This window comes from Streptomyces sp. NPDC001410 (assembly GCF_042895235.1).
Taxonomy (GTDB): Bacteria; Actinomycetota; Actinomycetes; order Streptomycetales; family Streptomycetaceae; genus Streptomyces.
In genome coordinates, this window is sequence record NZ_JBIAWE010000020.1 from 195,879 (window position 1) to 212,443 (window position 16,565).

At 72.2% G+C, this 16,565-nt stretch carries 13 protein-coding genes; 7 read left to right on the top strand and 6 right to left on the bottom strand.

Going from position 1 to position 16,565, the window contains the following annotated elements:
- The first annotated feature begins 482 nt into the window (after positions 1-482).
- Together ACFY3C_RS36385 and ACFY3C_RS36390 are read left to right on the top strand one after the other, a co-directional pair.
- Positions 483-4,070 (top strand): chemotaxis protein, encoded by a 3,588-nt coding sequence (locus ACFY3C_RS36385; RefSeq protein WP_390773860.1) that lies wholly within the window; start codon positions 483-485, stop codon positions 4,068-4,070.
- Entirely contained in the window at positions 4,067-4,426 is a 360-nt protein-coding gene (locus ACFY3C_RS36390; protein WP_390773861.1) for a DUF6086 family protein, read from the top strand. The genes ACFY3C_RS36385 and ACFY3C_RS36390 overlap by 4 nt, the downstream gene beginning before the upstream one ends.
- Positions 4,427-4,499: 73 nt before the next feature.
- On the opposite strand, the gene ACFY3C_RS36395 is transcribed toward ACFY3C_RS36390, so the two are convergent.
- The 4 genes from ACFY3C_RS36395 to ACFY3C_RS36410 form a co-directional block, all read right to left on the bottom strand.
- A complete protein-coding gene (locus ACFY3C_RS36395; RefSeq protein WP_390773862.1) occupies positions 4,500-5,279 on the bottom strand; it encodes a hypothetical protein in 780 nt (259 codons plus the stop codon).
- 194 nt (positions 5,280-5,473) lie between these two features.
- Positions 5,474-6,403 carry a hypothetical protein gene (locus ACFY3C_RS36400; RefSeq protein WP_390773863.1) on the bottom strand — a complete coding sequence of 310 codons (930 nt, stop codon included), beginning with the start codon at positions 6,401-6,403 and terminating at the stop codon, positions 5,474-5,476.
- Between the two features lie 190 nt (positions 6,404-6,593).
- Complete coding sequence (locus ACFY3C_RS36405; protein ID WP_390773864.1) at positions 6,594-9,722, bottom strand: sacsin N-terminal ATP-binding-like domain-containing protein; 3,129 nt, start codon at positions 9,720-9,722, stop codon at positions 6,594-6,596.
- Between the two features lie 127 nt (positions 9,723-9,849).
- Complete coding sequence (locus tag ACFY3C_RS36410; protein ID WP_386573603.1) at positions 9,850-10,776, bottom strand: DUF3027 domain-containing protein; 927 nt, start codon at positions 10,774-10,776, stop codon at positions 9,850-9,852.
- Positions 10,777-11,368: 592 nt separating this feature from the next.
- Between ACFY3C_RS36410 and ACFY3C_RS36415 the strand changes: the two genes are divergently transcribed.
- The 4 genes from ACFY3C_RS36415 to ACFY3C_RS36430 all read left to right on the top strand — a co-directional run bounded on the left by ACFY3C_RS36415 (position 11,369) and on the right by ACFY3C_RS36430 (position 14,891).
- Complete coding sequence (locus ACFY3C_RS36415; RefSeq protein WP_386573605.1) at positions 11,369-12,775, top strand: MFS transporter; 1,407 nt, start codon at positions 11,369-11,371, stop codon at positions 12,773-12,775.
- A 61-nt stretch (positions 12,776-12,836) separates the two neighbouring features.
- Positions 12,837-13,334 carry a DUF2771 domain-containing protein gene (locus ACFY3C_RS36420; RefSeq protein ID WP_386573606.1) on the top strand — a complete coding sequence of 166 codons (498 nt, stop codon included), beginning with the start codon at positions 12,837-12,839 and terminating at the stop codon, positions 13,332-13,334.
- Positions 13,307-14,053, top strand: a complete 747-nt coding sequence (locus ACFY3C_RS36425) for a futalosine hydrolase (protein WP_390773865.1) — start codon at positions 13,307-13,309, stop codon at positions 14,051-14,053. The genes ACFY3C_RS36420 and ACFY3C_RS36425 overlap by 28 nt, the downstream gene beginning before the upstream one ends.
- Complete coding sequence (locus tag ACFY3C_RS36430) at positions 14,043-14,891, top strand: 1,4-dihydroxy-6-naphthoate synthase (protein ID WP_386573608.1); 849 nt, start codon at positions 14,043-14,045, stop codon at positions 14,889-14,891. The genes ACFY3C_RS36425 and ACFY3C_RS36430 overlap by 11 nt, the downstream gene beginning before the upstream one ends.
- 3 nt (positions 14,892-14,894) lie before the next feature.
- On the opposite strand, the gene ACFY3C_RS36435 is transcribed toward ACFY3C_RS36430, so the two are convergent.
- Positions 14,895-15,278, bottom strand: a complete 384-nt coding sequence (locus tag ACFY3C_RS36435; protein ID WP_145876092.1) for a cold-shock protein — start codon at positions 15,276-15,278, stop codon at positions 14,895-14,897.
- 165 nt (positions 15,279-15,443) lie between these two features.
- Here ACFY3C_RS36435 and ACFY3C_RS36440 point away from each other — a divergent pair, with 165 nt between their 5' ends.
- Positions 15,444-15,695, top strand: coding sequence for a hypothetical protein (locus tag ACFY3C_RS36440; RefSeq protein WP_094217163.1), 252 nt, complete (start codon positions 15,444-15,446; stop codon positions 15,693-15,695).
- Here ACFY3C_RS36440 and ACFY3C_RS36445 read toward each other — a convergent pair.
- Positions 15,671-16,306 carry an HAD family hydrolase gene (locus tag ACFY3C_RS36445; protein ID WP_390773866.1) on the bottom strand — a complete coding sequence of 212 codons (636 nt, stop codon included), beginning with the start codon at positions 16,304-16,306 and terminating at the stop codon, positions 15,671-15,673. The genes ACFY3C_RS36440 and ACFY3C_RS36445 overlap by 25 nt on opposite strands.
- Positions 16,307-16,565 lie beyond the last annotated feature (259 nt).

Sequence of the window (16,565 nt, forward strand, 5' to 3'; positions counted from 1 at the left end):
CTTCAGGAAGGAATTCTCGAAAGAGAGATGACCTCAATTGCAGGCATGCCGACAGCACTGGAGACGTCGCAAAATAACCCCCGCAATTAAAAAGAAATGGGGCAGAAGAGGGCCCCGACAAGAGACACTGCTGGTCAGGCAGCGGCAAAGACAGGCCATAGGCTAGTCAAAGATCAGCCACACGTCAACGCGCAACCTTCACACCTTCACCAAGCAACTCCCATGAATCATGGGCGAGTTGACGCCATAGAGTGACAAAGGGGGCATCGCGGAGGCCGGTGCTCCGCCGCACCGATTCGGCGAGGAAATCCGATTCGATTTGCAAAGATGATGGGCGCTACGCTGCCTTCTCCATTATTCGGCGACTCGCGTTCGGGGGCGTCGCCGATGACCGAGACAGGTGTTCAGTGAATCGAAGAACTGACCAGCTCGATTACGCTGGAAAAACGGCGCGCCTGATACGCCGTACAGCACTGGGACTATTGCCTCTCGCTCTCGCCGCCGGCCTGCTGGGCGCGGCGCCTGCTGCGGGAGCCGCGCCGGCCGGGAAGAGCGTCCAGGCCGCCGCACAGGCGCAGACCACCGCCGAACAGCGCGGTCTGGTCGTCGACTACTGGGAGAAGGGCGGCCCCGGTGTCAAGGCGGCGGCCGAGGCGGCACTCACCGGCAGCGACGCCGACGTCCGGGCCTTCCTGGCCGCGGTCGACGACATCTCCTTCCAGGACGAACGGGTCAGCGCCGCCCAACTCGCCTCCGTCGGGGGCCCGGAGCTGCTGACCGCCGCCCGCCAGGCACTCGCCGGAACACCGGACGAGCTGCACGAGTTCCTGGACGACGGCTGGGAAGACCCGATGGAGCAGGACAACCGCGTCCGGGTCGCCCAGATCATCGACACGTCCGGCCCCAACGTGCAGAGCGCCGGCCGGGCCGCGCTCGCCGGCAGCGCCGATGACGTCCGGAAGTTCCTCACCGAAGGCCGGCAGACCCAGCAGGAGGAGGACGAGCGGGTCCAGCTCGTCCAGATCGTCAGCGTGGGCGGCACCAACGTGAAGGCCGCCGGGCGCCTCGCGCTGAGCGGCAGCGCCGCGGACATCCACGAGTTCCTGCAGGTCGGCCAGTTCGTCGCCCGGGACAAGGACGAGGAGCACGCCTCGGTCGCCGAACTCGCCGAGCAGGCGAAGGAAGCGGGCCGGCAGGCCGCCAAGGAGACCGCGGCCGCCAAGACCGAGTCCACCAAGGCGGTCAAGGCCGCCGAGCTGGCCAAGGACGCCGCCCTGGAGGCCCAGGCGGAGGCGAAGGCCGCCAAGGACGACACGGACCGGGCCGCGCGCGCCGCCAAGCGAGCCGCCACGGCCGCGTCCGAGGCCGCGTCCGCCGCACAGCGGGCGATCGACGCGGCCAACGCCGCGAACAACTCCGCGCGCGTCGCGGCCAACGCGGCCGCGCAGGCGGCCGCCGCTGCGGCCGGTGCCTCGCAGGCCGCCTCCCGCGCCCGCAACTCCGCCGCCGACGCCGCGGTCGACGCCAAGAAGGCGGACGCGGCGCGCAAGGCGGCCGAGGACGCCGACAAGGCCGCGAAGGGAGCCGAGCTGGCCGCCGACGCCGCCGACCAGGCGGCCAAGGCCGCCGACGCGGCCGGGGACGCCGCCCACTCGGCGGCCAGCGCGGGCGCCAACGCCAAGGCCGCCGCCGACGCGGCCGCCGAGGCCGGCAACTACGCGGGCCAGTCGAGCGCCGAAGCCGCCGAGGCCCGGTCCGCCGCGGCCGCCGCGAGGCGTCACGCCGGCGAGGCCAACCGTGCCGCCGGCGAGGCCGAGTCACTGGCGCGCAAGGCGGGCAAGGCCGCCCGCGAGGCCCGGGACGCCGCGACGTCCGCGGCCACCCACGCCCGCAACGCCGGCAAGGCGGCCCGGGAAGCGGCCGAGCACGCCGGCGAGTCCGCGAAGGCCGCGACGAAGTCCACGGAACACGCCAACGCCGCGACCGAGGCCGCAAACGCGGCCACGGCCGCCGTGACCAAGGCCCAGGAGATCTACGCCCTCGCCCGCCAGGTCGAGGCCGAGGAGCTGCAGGGCCGTACCAACGCCGGCATCGAACGCGCCCGGGACGACAAGGAGCAGGACGACGCCCGTACGGCCGCGCAGGCCGCACTGGAGAAGGCCGCGAAGGACCGGCAGGCCGAGCGGGATCGGCTGGTGGCCGAGGCGGCCAAGCCCGACGCCGACCTCGCCGCCGTCGCCAAACAGGGCCGCACCCTGGCCGTGCGCGTGATGAAGGGCGGCACGGCCTGGGGACGCGGCGCGGCCGAGGCCGCGCTCGGCGGAACCGACGAGGTCGTCGTCGACTACCTGCGCAACGGCTGGAAGACCGCCGAGCAGCAGGACCAGCGGTCCTACGTGGAGCGCCTCGCCGAGGAGAGCGAGGACAAGACCGTACGGGACGCGGCCGAGACCGCCCTCGACGGAGACGCCGCCACCATCGGCGAGTTCGTGACCAATGGCCAGTACCGGGTGGGCGCCGAGAGCATGCGCGTCGCCATCGCCCAGGTGCTCGACGGGGCCGGTCCCGTGCTCACCGACGCGGGCCGCAAGGCCCTCGCCACCGGGGACCCGAAGAAGTTCAGCGAGTTCCTGCTCACCACGCAGCACACCGCGCGGACGCAGGACGAGCGGGTCCGGGCGGCGCAGCTGATCGACAGCGGCACCCCCGAGGTGAAGTCCGCCGCGCGGATCGCCCTGGAGGGCTCACCGCAGGCCCTGCACGCCTTCATCGTCTCCGGCCAGTACAAGGCGCTGCGCAAGGACTACCTGTCCGCCACCCACGTGGCCCAGGTGCAGAAGCTGATCGCGGACGCGTCGAAGGTCGCCGCCACCGCACGGCAGAACGCCGCCACGGCGCAGAAGGTGGCCGCGACCGCCCGCAAGGCGGCCGACACGGCCAACGACTGGGCGAAGAAGGCGAACGCGGCGTACGCCGACGCGCAGGAGTACGCCAAGAAGGCCGACCAGTACGCCAAGGACGCCGAGACGTCCGCGGCGCAGGCCGCCGCCTCCGCCAGGACCGCCCGTGACGCGGCCAAGCGCGCCGACGCCGACGCAGCCGACGCCGCCAGGTCGGCGGCGGACGCCACGCTCTCCTCGGAGACCGCCCAGGCGGCCGCGTCGAGCGCCTCGTACTACGCCGACCAGGCGTGGAAGTCCGCGGTCGCGGCGGGCAAGGACGCCGACGCCGCGATGAAGGCGGCGACGGACGCGTTCAAGGTGTCGGTGAAGAAGTACCGGGAGGAGGCGGAAGCACGGCGCAAGGCCGCCGTGGAGGCCAAGGAGAAGGCCAAGAACGACGGTGGGGCGCGCGCCCGTGAGCTGTACCGCTGCCAGCAGGGCCTGATCCCCTGCGACCCGCAGGGCTTCGCCCGCTGGTGCCAGCACCAGCAGGTCTACTGCAGCATCCTGGCGCACGGCAAGGAGTTCGGCGACGCCGCCGAGATGCTGTGGAACGTGGAGAAGGAGCTGCTGGGCCTCGGCAAGTACGAGGAGTGCATGGAGAAGAAGGACTTCGACTCCTGCGGCAGCCTCGCGGTGGACGCCCTGCTCAGCAGCAAGTTCAAGGTCCTGGACCGGGTCTTCGAGGAACTGAAGCTGCTGAAGCGGGGCTGCAAGCTGGTCTCCAAGGCCTCCTTCGCCCGCCCCGCCTCGTTCCGGACCCAGGCACGGGCCGCTGCCGGGAACAACCCCGTCAAGTGTCTCGAAGGCCTGAAGGACCACGACGTCTACGACCCCGTCACCGGGAACCGGATCACCGACATCGACCTCTTCGAGAACGGTGTGATGTGGGAACTGAAGACCGCGATCTACGCTGACGACAAGTGGCTCGACGACAAGGTCAACAAGAAGCTCGCCGCCTATCTCAGGTGCCGCGAGCTGCTCCCCGGCTACGAGGGCGCGCCCATCGGGTTCCGCTTCACCAAGTCAGGGATGGACCCGCGGTTCCGGACCGCCCTGCAGGAGCGGTTCAAGCAGCTCAGGCAGAAGTACCCGGACCTCGACCTCAGACTGGAGATCGCAGAGTGAGTTACCCCTTCGAGTACGGCGACGAGACGCTCTGGGACGCGGGGTATCACAGCGGCCAGCTGTACTGCGCGCTCGCCCGGGGAGCGGCCGAGTTCTTCGACGTGGCGCCGGGGCTGACCCCCACGCCGCAGGGGAGCTGCGCGGTGGACGGCGAGGTGTTCCAGGTCTTCGTCCAGCGCCTGTACAAGCAGTACGCCTCGACTAACAACGAGGTCCTGCGGGGACTGGTCCACCCCCTGCTCGTCACCTCGCTCGTCCTGCTGGACCGGACGGGCGGACGGATCGCCGTACGGCCTCAGGACGCGGCGGCCCTCGATGAGGCGAAGGCGGCTCTCGCCCGGACCATGGCGTCGTAGGAGCCGCACGACCACCACGTGACCGGGGGCCGCCATGACAGGCGGCCCCCGGTCTCATGTGTGCGGCGAGGGCTTACTGCACGTCGACGTAGTCGCCCGTCGCGCTGACCGCCGAGGTGGTCGTGGTGCCCGCGAAGCTGTAGCGGTAGTAGCCGTCGGAGCCGGCCGTGACCGTGGTCTTCAGGGCGCCCGTCGAGGACGAGGTGATGGTCTTGACCGTGCTGTAGGTGGTGGTGCCCGCCTTGCGGAACTGGAGCTTGACCGACTGGCCGCCGAAGCCGGCGTACGTGCCGGTCTCCCAGTTGGCGCGGGTCAGCTTGCCGGTGACGGTGAGGGTCGCGCCCTTCTTGACCGGCTCGGGGGTGGCGTCGGCGGTGAGCTTGGCGGCGCGGCGGACCGGGATGGTGCCGAGGTCGCTCTGCCACTTCATGGCGTGGGTCGTCCTGTCGACGGCGAGCCCGCCCTCCTTCCAGGTGCCGGCGTCCGAGTTGTACAGCTCGGCGGCGGGGAGGGTGATCGTGGCCGAGCAGTTCAGGGTGGTGGAGTCGACCTTGGTGCAGCTGCCCGGCTCGTCGCTGATGACCTCCGCGTCGGCGCTCTGCGCCGAGGTGCCGCGGTAGAGCAGCGGGCCGGAGTCGATGTTGCTGACGGAGACGGTGGAGGGGTGCGTCAGGGTGTAGGTCGCCTTGACCTGGACCGTGGACGTCGCGCCGATGGTGATGGCCTTGCCGCCGTTGACCTTCATGTTGGAGAAGGTGACGTTCGGCGCCGTGGCCGCGTGCGCGGCAGGGACGGCGAAGGCGGAGAGGGCCAGGGCGCCGGAGACGGCGGCCACGGTGGCACGTATGCGCATGTGCGTTCCCCTGGGGGAGAAGTGATCGTGGAGTCGGTTGACTCGCGCGATCAGATCCGCGAGGGGCGCAACTGGTTGTACGTCAAGAGCGGCTCCCGGCCAGATTTTGGCCCCGCATTGCCAGCCCATGGCGCAAGCGAGAAGAAACGTTCCAGCTCCGGAAACGGCAGGTGTCCGGAGCTGGAACTCGGTGCCTACTGCACGTCGACGAAGTCACCCGTGGCGCTGACCGCCGGAGTGGTCGTGGTGCCCGCGAACGAGTAGCGGTAGTAGCCGTCCACCGACGCGGTGGTCGTCGTCTTCAGGTTGCCGTACGAGTCCGACTTGATGGTCTTCAGCGTGGTGTAGGTGGTGGTGCCCTTTTTGCGGAACTGCAGCTTCACGTACTGGTTCGTGTAGCCGTGGTACTTGTGGTCCTCCCAGTTGGCCCGGGACAGCTTGCCCGTGACCGTGATGGTCTTGCCCTTCGTCACCGGCTCGGGCGAGGCGTTGACCGTCAGCTTGGAGTAGCGCTGGACCAGCGTCGTACCGAGGTCACCCTGGTCGGCGTAACCGACCTTGGTGACGTCGAAGGTGTCGCTGCTCGGGTCCTGGCCGTTGAAGGCGATGGCCAGGGCGCCGCCGTGCCAGGTGCCGGCGTCGGAGTTGATCAGCTCGTCGTCACCCGGGTAGATGTCGATGAGGCCCGTACAGGTCTCGGTGGTCGACGAGGTGGCGGTGCAGGTGGCCGGCGCGTCGCCGAGCAGCATGTTGTCCGGCGTGTTGTAGGAGCCCTTGTAGATGTAGGGCCCGGTGAGGAAGTCATCGGCGGTGACGTCGACGTCGGCGCCGTGGGTCAGCGTGTAGGTGACCGTGGTGGAGACGTGGTTGGTCGTACCGACCTTGACGGCCTTGGCGATCTTGAAGTTGGAGAAGGTGACGTCCATGGCGTACGGGGCGCCGTCGGCCGCGGTGGAGCTGCTGAACGCGGTCTTGCCGGACGTGGCGGCGTGTGCCGCCTGGAGGACCTTCGCGGCCTCCGCCCTGAAGGACGAACCGTTGTCGGCGGCCTGCGCGGCCGGCACGGCGAAGGCGGAGAGAGCCATGGCGCCGGAGACGGCGGCCACGGTGGCACGAATGCGCATGCGTTCCCCTGTATGGAGAGTTGGGCCCGACGGCGGTCGCACCGCACGGGTGCGCCATCGCCGCCGGACCCAAGTGATCTTGGGAGCCTGCTGGCTCACGTGATCAGATCCGCGACGCGGGGGAATGGTTGTACGTGATTTGAAGATTTCGCTTTGAACCAGTTAAGCGGCAAACCAGTCGAACCACGGCTCAGTCGAACCACCGGTCCCGCGCCAGCTCCTCGGTCCGCGACGGGTCCTCCAGCAGGGCCGCCACCTCGAAGCGGCGCGGCCACTGGCCCGCCGCCCAGGCGAGGCCCGCGGCGACGCCCTCCAAGGTGGCCGCGTGCAGGACGCCGTCGCCGGTCACCCGCCAGTCGATCTCCACGCCGTCCACGACCAGCTCCTCGTGCTCGACGTAGGTGCCGGGCGTGCGCGGCCCGAGCAGCACCCGCACCGGGTCCGGTACGTCGTGCTCGGCGCCCTCGGAGGTCACCTCGCCGGTGACGGACTCGCTCAGCCGCCGCACCTGGAACAGCTCGGCCAGCTCGGCGGCCCGGGACGGACGCACCGGCAGCAGCGGGACACCGGAGGCGAAGGGCAGCAGGTCAGGCGAGTCGACCACGACCGCGTCGGCCGCGTCCACCACCGTCACCCGCCCGTCGGTCACGGCCCGCAGCTCGTCCGGCAGGGTCACCTGCTCCGGGTCCAGCTCGGCCAACGCGCCGTACAGGGCGTGCAGTTGGGATGCGGTGACCGGTCGCTCCGGGTCGGCGAGGCGGTCCAGCAGTTCGGCGGCGCCGCCGGGCTCCTCCAGCAGGGCGGCCACGGAGGTCCGCACGCCCAGCGCACGCAGCACCTGCTCGTCGTCGAAGCCGGTCGCGTCGGCCTCGTCGTACAGGCCGCGCAGCAGCGGGTCTCCGCCGGCCGCGAGCAGACCGGCGGGCCGGCGCCCGTCGAGGACGGGGTGCCCGCGCAGCCACCATGCCGCGTAGGGGCGTACGACCTCGTGGGTGCCGTCGGGCAGCAGGATCCGCACCGGCTGCGTGAGGGCGTCACGCAGCGGCGGCCGGGCGAGCAGGGAGAGGGCCTCGGGCCAGTGGTCGTCGTCGACCAGGTCGAGGTCGCGTACGGCGACGAGTTCGGTGGCGACCGGGGGCACCGGGCTGTCGGGGAAGCGGTCGAGGATGTCCTCGCACCACACGTCGACGGCGTCCAGCAGGCCCGCGTCGTCCGGCTCGGCGAAGTCGCTCTCCCGGGGCTCCAGTTCGTCCGGGTCGAGGACCACGTCCGTGGCGCGCACCAGCGCGAAGTCCGCGAGGACACCGCAGGCGGTGAGGGGCTGTTCACCCCACTTCGCGGCCAACTCGGCGTCCACGGCGGCCAGTTCGTCCTCGCGGATCACGCGGGCGAAGGGGCTGCCGGGGAAGACGAGTTCGCCCGCCGGGGCGAGTTCGCCGTCCTCGTCGGGCAGCGCGAGGGCACCCAGCCAGGGCTCGTCACCGGGCTCCAGACCCGCGTCGCGCACCAGGGCGAGGACGGTGTCGGCCAGCTCCTCGGCGTCGGGAGCGTCCTCCTCCCACAGCGCCCCGCCCTCGTCGTCCAGGGAGTTCGCCACGGCGGCCCGCACCTGCGGGGTGGTCAGCACCGCGCGCGGGGAGGCGGGCAGCGCGCCCAGCTTCTCCAGCAGCGGGTGCGCGGCGTCCTCGTGGGCGACCTTGAGCCCCAGCCGGCCGAGGATGTCCGGGTCGAGGCGCGCGGCGTCCGGGGCGGGGAGCAGGACCTGCCGGGGACCGATGGTCGTACGGCCGTCCGCGAGGGGCACCGGAAGTCCCGAGAGCCGGTCGGGGTCGACCCCGGCGAGGCTGTCGTAGAGCCGCCACCACCAGTCGGGGTCCTTCTCCAGACCGGCGAGCCGGTCGATGGCGTCGGCGAGCGGGAGCCGGGCGACCCCGAGGGTGCGCAGCTCGACGCGGCGCTCCAGACCCGCGGGAAGGAGCGTCGGCAGCACCTCCGCGAGGACCCGTACGGTGTCCGCCCCGGCGCCCTCCACCACCTCGGCGTCCCGCGGCCGCAGCGCCTCCGGAAGCTCGTCGTCACTCCTGGAGTCGACGGCCGGCGGCAGGAACGCGGTGCGCGGCAGCCGCTCCAGGACCGCCTGCCGCAGCGCGCCGTCCAGCTCGCCCTTGCCCAGCGGCCCGGGTACGAGGTCGATCACGCCCTCCGTCACCGGCCGCCACTCGGCGAGCAGTTCGGTGTAGGAGTCCGCCGCCCGCTGCACCAGGAAGTCGGTCAGCGGGCCGGGGGCCGCGTGCCGGCGGGTGGTGTCCAGCGGGAAGGAGGCGATGAGCAGGGCGGGGACGCCGAGGGGCTCGTCGCTGGGGGTGGGGGCGTGCACGACCGGGGTGGTGCGCGGCCGGACCGGGCGGCCGTCGGCGTCCGTCGGCACGGCCCAGGTCAGCGACCAGTGCGGGCGCAGGCGCTCCTCCACCGGGCGGTCGGCGAGGAGGTCCGGGGTGAGCGGCCCGTGCGCGGAGACGGTACGCCAGCTGGTGGTGCCCTCCCGCGAGTCCTCCACGACGGTGACGGCGCCCTCGGTGCGGCGGCGCAGGGTGCGCGGGGCACTCCCGTCGACCTCCACCACCACTTCCTCCAGCCCGGGCAGGGCGAGGAGCAGGGCGTCGTCGACGGCGCCGAGGAGGCGTTCGGCGAGGTCGGCGGCGGCGGTGTCCCGCAGGGGCAGGATGACGGCGGTGTCGTACGGCTCCGGGGCGGAGCCCTCGGCGGCGAACGGGAGGCGGAGGAGCGGGACATGTCCGTCGCGGCGGCGGACCTCGTCACCGAGGCCGGGGCTGTGCCGGGCCGTGTCGGCGGCCAGCTCGCGCGCCTCGGCCAGGGCCCAGCGGACACCGCCGTGCCGGCCGACGATCGCGGGCTCGTCGGTGACGGAGAGCACGGCGGCGAAGCCGACACCGAACCGGCCGACGGCGCCGTGGGTGTCCTGCGCGTCGCGCTTGGCGGAGGCCCGCAGGGTGGACAGCGACTCGACACCGGTCGCGTCCAGGGGGGCGCCGGTGTTCGCCGCGACCAGGACGCCGTCGCGAAGGGTGAGGCGCAGCCGGCCCGGTGTCCGCGCGCGGGCGGCGGCGTCGGCGGCGTTCTGGGCCAGCTCCACCACGAGCCGGTCCCGGTAGCCGCCGAGGACCAGGTCCTCCTCGGCGTTGGCGTCCTCACGGAACCGGGCGGGGCTGGTGGCCCAGGCGTCGAGCACACCGCGGCGCAGACGGGCGGTGCCGAAGGGGTCGGCGCCCTCGGCCGCCGGCCGCACGAACTTGCTCACGTTCACTCTCCTCGTCGACGTGAGGACGAAGGTACAGCGAGTGCGGCAGGGAGACCGAAGGCACAGGTCAGGCCCCGGAGACGGACGAAAGCGGGCGCCAGGGCCGCTCGGGCCGGGTCCTGTCGGCCTACGAGTGGCCGAGTTCCGCCGTCTCCGCGTCGCCCGCCTCCGGGACCGAGCCCGAGTCGCGGGCCGGGCGGAGCGGGAAGACGTCGACCTTCATCTCGTCGATCACCGGAGCGGGGGGCTGGGGCGCCTTCGGCATGACCGCCGCCTCCGAGTGGCCGCCGCAGCCGTACGCCAGCGAGACCACACGGCCGTCGGCCGGGGAGAACTCGTTCGCGCAGACGCCGAAGGCCTGGCCCAGGGAGCCGCCGATCGGGCTGAGGAAGCCACAGGTCAGACAGGTCGCCGGGGCCGCCTGGGCCATCGGGGTCTTGGGGCCGAAGCCCTCCTCCCAGCGGTCGGCCGCGGTGTGCAGGCCGTAGCGGGACAGGACGCGGGCGCGGCGCAGGCCCAGTTCCTCGGCCACCGCGGCGATCGAGCCGCGGGTGGGAGTCGTGGGCTGGGTGGCGGGGGTGCCGGGCGTGAGGGCGGCGTCCTCGGCGTCCGCCAGTTCCGCCATCTCGTGGGACACCAGGGAGTTCGGCGGGGGCTGCTCCTCGCCCGTGTAGCCGGGCTCCAGGCGGAGGTCCTCCTGGTCGGTCGGCAGCAGGTCGCCGGGGCCGAGGTCGCCCGGGCGCAGGCGCTCGCTCCACGGGACCCACTCGGGGGCGAGCAGGGCGTCGGGGCCGGGGAGGAGGACCACCTCGTCCAGGGTCACGATCTTCGCGCGGGAGGCACGGGCCACCGTCGCCGCCCAGCGCCAGCCGCGGTAGCCCAGTTCCTTGCACTCGAAGAAGTGCGTGACGACCCGGTCACCCTCCGACACCAGGCCGACGTGCTCACCGACAACTCCGGGCGCGGCTGCCTCCTCGGCGGCGGCGCGGGCGAGGTCCACGGCCTCGGCGCACAGACGGTCGGGGGTGCGGCTTCGCGTTGTCGCTGCGCTCACAGGTATCGCTTCTCTCCTACGCCGTCTGCAATGAGTGCGGCTGCCTCCGGCGGTCAGGCGGACGGAGCGGACCGGGGGACCGCATCGACGTCTGCATCCGACGCGCACTCGGGCGCACCTCTGCCATCCATTCTGCGTTATGGCTGAGATACGCACGCTACCCCGTTGTCGGTGGTCGGGGACAGTCCGCCGCTTCGCGGCGATGTTTCCCACCCACCCACCCGTCTCGCCCGGCTGCGAAGCGGCCCACCACTTTCCGCCTCGATCGGCTGCGAGGTCACCCCTCGCGTTCCGCCTCGGTCGGCTGCGACGCGACCCCGGCGGTGCGCCTCGACCGGCCCGCGAAGTCGCCCCGGCATCCCGCCACGCGGGGTGGGGCGAGGTGGGGTGTGGGGGTGGGTTCGGGGTGGGGCGAGGTGGGGTTCGGGGTCGGGTTCGTGGCGGGACGTGGGGGCGGTTTCGTGGTGGGCCTGGGTGGGACGTGGGGGCGGTTTCGTGGTGGGCCGAGGTGGGATGCGGGGGCGGCTCCGCAGCGGGCACACCCGACTCGCTTGGGTTCAAACCGCACTATCGGGCGGCGTCTCGGGGCACTATGAAGCACGTGGCAGCCGCGGACAGTAGGGGCGTTCGAGGTGGCGGTTCGGGCCGGGTCGGTGGTGCCGTCCGCGCGGTGGGGCGTGCCCTGCACTTCCCGGTGACCGGTACTGCGCGCGGGATCCGGAAGGCCACGCACGCCCATGGTGCGGGCGAGTCGGGGCTGGGCAAGCTGATCGAGCTGCACGCGGTGAACGGCGCCGGTGATGTCATGATCACCATCGCGCTGGCCTCGACGGTGTTCTTCTCCGTGCCGACCGACGAGGCGCGCGGGCGCGTCGCGCTGTATCTCGCCATCACCATGGCCCCCTTCACCGTCCTCGCCCCTGTCATCGGGCCGCTCCTCGACCGGCTGCCGCACGGGCGGCGGGCCGCGATGGCCGCGGCGATGCTGGCCCGGGCGCTGCTCGCGCTGATCATCTCGGGGGCCGTGGCCAGCGGGAGTCTGGAGCTGTATCCCGCCGCGCTGGGGGTGCTCGTGGCCTCCAAGGCGTACGGGGTGGTCCGCAGCGCCGTCGTGCCGCGGCTGCTGCCGCCCGCCTTCTCGCTGGTGAAGGCCAACTCCCGGGTCACTCTCGCCGGCCTCCTGGCCACCGGCGTGGCCGCGCCGATCGGGGCGGGGCTGCATGCCATCGGGGACCCCTGGCCGCTGTACGGCGCGTTCGTGATCTTCGTTGCAGGGACGTTCCTGTCGTTCTCCCTGCCGCCCAAGGTGGACTCCGCCAAGGGCGAGGACGTGGCCCTGCTCGCCGCCGACGAGGAGCATCTGCACGGGCCGCACCGCAAGCAGACGATCAAGCGACGGCCGGGGCTGCGGACGGTCGGGCCCGCCGTCACCCATGCCCTCGGCGCCAACGCCTCCCTGCGCTGCCTGTCCGGCTTCCTGATCTTCTTCCTCGCGTTCCTGCTGCGCGAGCAGCCGCTGGCCGGGGAGAGCGCGGCGGTCTCGCTGGGGATCGTGGGCGTCGCGGCGGGGGCGGGGAACGCGCTGGGTACGGCTGTGGGGGCCTGGCTGCGGTCCAGGGCCCCCGAGATCATCATCGTGACCGTCGTCGCCGTGGTACTGGGGACGGCGATCGTGGCCGCCGTGTTCTTCGGGGCCTTCCTGGTGACCTGTCTGGCCGCCGTCGCCGGGTTCGCGCAGGCGCTGGCCAAGCTGTCCCTGGACGCGCTGATCCAGCGGGACGTGCCCGAGCTGGTGCGGACGTCGGCGTTCGCGCGCTCGGAGACACTGCTCCAGGTGGCCTGGGTCTTCGGCGGCGCCATAGGCATCGTGATGCCCCTCAACGGCACTCTCGGCCTCATGGTCGCCGCCGCCATCGTGGCCGCCGGATGGCTGACCACGCTGCGCGGACTGCTCTCCTCGGCACGCCACGGCAGCAGGCCGCGGGCGCGAGTGGCGTAACGAACCGGGCACGCCGCACCCCACGTGGGCGGCGGGCTCCGGTGGCCGATAGCCTTCGCCCATGACCACGCTGCCCCGCGGCGAAGCCGCTGATGTAACACGCGTTGTGCGACGCCGCCGCGCCGTCGCCGCCGCCGGCGCCGTTTCCGCCGGACTGCTCGTCCTGTCCGCCTGCGAGAAGCCGACTCCCGTCGCGACGGTCACCGTAGGCCGGGACTCGGTCAACTCCGAGGCCCTCTGCTACAACGACGGCAAGGCCCTGGACGCCAAGTCGCTGGCGAAGTGCGCCAAGAACGCCGGGGACATCGAGTCGATCAAGGTGGACCCGGACCAGACCGTCCGCTTCGGCGTCGACCCGAAGATCGCGGACGCCGGCTGGATCCTCCTGGTGAACGGCCGCCAGTTCACCGACGTGAGCAAGAAGACCTACACCGCCATCCCGGGCAGCGCGTTCTTCAACGCCCAGTACGGCACCCAGGGCACGAGCAACACCGTCTCCATCCAGATGGGCCAGCAGCCGGCCAAGGGCCTGTGGTCCTTCAAGCTGAAGAAGGCCTGACCACGCCCTCCGTACGCGTTCTCGTAGCCACCGCGGTCCCGGCCGAACGGGATGCGGTGGCCCGGGCGTTCCCCGAGGCGGGTGCGCAGGTACGGCTGCCGGGGGTCTGCCTCGTGCGGACCGGTGCCGGGTGCGACCTGCTGGCCGGCGGTGTCGGGCCCGCGCTCGCCGCCGCCTCCACCGCCACCGCGCTCACCGCCGCCGCCCTCGACGGCAGCCCCTACGGTCTCGTCGTCTCGGCCGGGATCGGCGGAGGCTTCCCGCCCGAGGCCCCGGTCGGCTCGCTCGTCGTCGCCGACGCGATCACCGTGGCCGATCTGGGCGCCGAGACCGCCGACGGCTTCGTCCCGGTCACCGAGCTGGGCTTCGGGACCGTCACCCACCGGCCGCCGCCCTCGCTCGTGCGAGGCGTGTCCGAGGCCACCGGTGCCCGTCCCGGCACCGTCCTCACCGTCTCCACCGTCACCGGCACCGCCGCCCGCGCCGCCGAACTGCGCGCCCGCCACCCGCGGGCCCTGGCCGAGGGCATGGAGGGGTTCGGCGTGGCCGAGGCGGCCGCGACGCACGGGGTGCCCGTGCTGGAGATCCGGGCGGTGTCCAACCCGGTCGGCCCGCGCGACCGCGCCGCCTGGCGCATCGGCGACGCGCTCGCCGCCCTCACCGAAGGCTTCGGGAAGCTCGCGCCCGCATGGGAGAGTTGGAACACGCATGACCAGTGATGCGATGCAGATCGCGTACTCGCCCTGTCCGAACGACACCTTCGTCTTCGACGCCCTCGCGCACGGCCGCGTCCCCGGCGCCCCCGCGCTGGACGTGACCTTCGCCGACATCGACATCACCAACGGCATGGCCGAGCGCGGCGAGTTCGACGTGCTGAAGGTGTCGTACGCCGTGCTGCCCTACGTCCTTCACGAGTACGCGCTGCTGCCCTGCGGCGGTGCGCTGGGGCGGGGCTGCGGGCCGCTGGTGCTGACCCGGGAGGCGGGCAGCGACCTGACGGGCCGTACGGTCGCGGTGCCGAGCGAGAAGTCGACCGCCTACCTGCTGTTCCGGCTCTGGGCGGCGGACACGCTGCCGGGAGGGGTGGGCGAGATCGTCGTCCTGCCGTTCCACGAGATCATGCCGGCCGTCCGGGACGGGAAGGTGGACGCCGGACTCGTCATCCACGAGGCACGCTTCACCTACCGGAACTACGGGCTGCACAAGCTCGCCGACATGGGCGAGCACTGGGAGCGCAGCACCGGGCTGCCGATCCCGCTCGGCGCGATCATCGCCAAGCGCTCGCTGGGCGCCGAGGCCCTCGGCCGGCTCGCCGACTCCGTCAAGGCGTCCGTCCGGGCCGCCTGGGACGACCCCGAGGCCTCCCGGCCGTACGTCATGGAGCACGCCCAGGAGATGGACCCGGCCGTCGCCGACCAGCACATCGGGCTGTACGTCAACGAGTTCACCGCCGACCTCGGCGAGGACGGCTACGCGGCGATCCGCGGGCTGCTCACCCGCGCGGCGGCCGAGGGGCTGCTGCCGCCCCTCGGTCCGGATGCGCTCGCTTTCCCCTGAGGGTCACACGTCCAACTGGTCGGCGACCGCGCGCAGAAGGCCGGCGATCTTCTTTCCGGCGGCCTTCTCCGGGTAACGGCCCCTCTCCAACTGCGGCGTGATGTTCTCGAGGAGGGTCGTCAGGTCCTGCACGATCGAGGCCAGCTCGTCCGGCTTCTTGCGCTGCGCGGCCGCGACGGACGGCGTCGGGTCGAGCACGGTCACGGAGAGGGCCTGGTCACCGCGCTGACCGGCGACGACGCCGAACTCCACACGCTGTCCCGGCTTGAGCGCATCGACCCCGTCGGGGAGAACCGAGGAATGGACGAAGACGTCACCGCCGTCGTCGCGGGAGAGAAAGCCGAAGCCCTTCTCGCTGTTGAACCACTTGACCTTGCCGGTAGGCACGTCTGTCCTCGTCCTCGTACTTGTCGGGAAAACTACTTCGGAAACGGCTCTTGATAGCACTAGAGCGGGTCGACCATGACCCGCCGACACCAAGGCTAATGGTCTTCGGGCGGGTGACAAGACGTCCCCGGGTTGTTCTCTTGCGCTGGGAACTACCCTGGTCCGGTGCGTGACAAAACCCAAACGAATTCCGCCGGGCCCGGTGACCGACTGATCCGGGCCGGTGCCGTGGTGTTCTTCATCGGGGCCGTGGCCACCCTTGTCACGGTGGCCCCGCTGTTCCTCGGTGCGAAGCCTTTTCCGACGTACATGTTCGGTCTGAGCATGCTCATGGCCGTCGGCTTCCTGGTGGCCGGGGCGGGGGTGCTGCGCTCCGTCGCGGCCGGGCGGCGTCAGGCGCGGGGCGCCTCGCGGTAGGCGGCCAGCCAGGCCGGGAAGGCCGAGAGGTCGTCGAGCACGACGTCCGCCCCCGCGGCGCGCAGTTCGTCGCCGTCGCACGGCCCGGTGACCACGGCGACGGACAGCGCACCCGCCGTACGGGCCCCGAGGACGTCTCCGACGTGGTCACCGACGTACACGGCCGCGCCGTACTCGCGCAGGGCCGCCGCCTTCTGCTCGGCCCACAGGTCGCCCACGACCACGTCGGGTGCGATGCCCAGGTGGTCCAGGTGCAGCTTGGCGTTCGGCTCGTACTTCGCCGTGACCACCATCGTCCGGCCGCCGACCGACCGCACCGCGGCTATCGCCTCCCGGGCGCCCGCCATCGCGGGCGTCGCGGCGATGGCGATCGAGGGGTACATCTCGCGATACAGATCGGCCATGGCGGCGACCTCCTCCGCGGGGAACCAGTTGACCAGTTCCTCCCGGAGCGGCGGCCCCAGCCGGGTCACCGCCAGGTCGGCGTCGATGAACGTCCCGGTCCGCTCCGCCAGCGCCCGGTAGCAGGCGTGGATGCCCGGCCGGGAGTCGATGAGCGTCATGTCGAGGTCGAAGCCGACGGTGAGGGCGGGGGCCGGGGTGACGGTCATGGGGGACATTGTGCCGGGTACGGGTGCGGGCGCGTCGGCGGGCACCCGGCCTCGGGCCGGGCCTGGATTTCCACCCGCACCACCCGTGCGGCTCGTGCGGTCGGGTGCGGGTGGCCCCTGTGGGGCGGATCCGCCGTCGGCGACTGTCTCCGGGTCCCGTCGGGCTAGCTGTATTGACCCGCAGCGTTGTTCACGCGGCTGATCGGTGGCTGGCCGCCGAGTGCGGTGTGGCAGCGGTGGTGGTTGTAGGTGTGGAGGA

What these genes read in the sequence shown, in the direction of transcription:
- ACFY3C_RS36395 (WP_390773862.1), bottom strand. Translation starts at nt 5,279, where the DNA reads ATGCGCATACGTGCCACCGTGGCCGCCGTCTCCGGCGCCCTGGCCCTC.
- ACFY3C_RS36430 (WP_386573608.1), top strand. Translation starts at nt 14,043, where the DNA reads ATGACCAGTGATGCGATGCAGATCGCGTACTCGCCCTGTCCGAACGAC.
- ACFY3C_RS36400 (WP_390773863.1), bottom strand. Translation starts at nt 6,403, where the DNA reads ATGCGCATTCGTGCCACCGTGGCCGCCGTCTCCGGCGCCATGGCTCTC.
- ACFY3C_RS36415 (WP_386573605.1), top strand. Translation starts at nt 11,369, where the DNA reads ATGAAGCACGTGGCAGCCGCGGACAGTAGGGGCGTTCGAGGTGGCGGT.
- ACFY3C_RS36445 (WP_390773866.1), bottom strand. Translation starts at nt 16,306, where the DNA reads ATGACCGTCACCCCGGCCCCCGCCCTCACCGTCGGCTTCGACCTCGAC.
- ACFY3C_RS36420 (WP_386573606.1), top strand. Translation starts at nt 12,837, where the DNA reads ATGACCACGCTGCCCCGCGGCGAAGCCGCTGATGTAACACGCGTTGTG.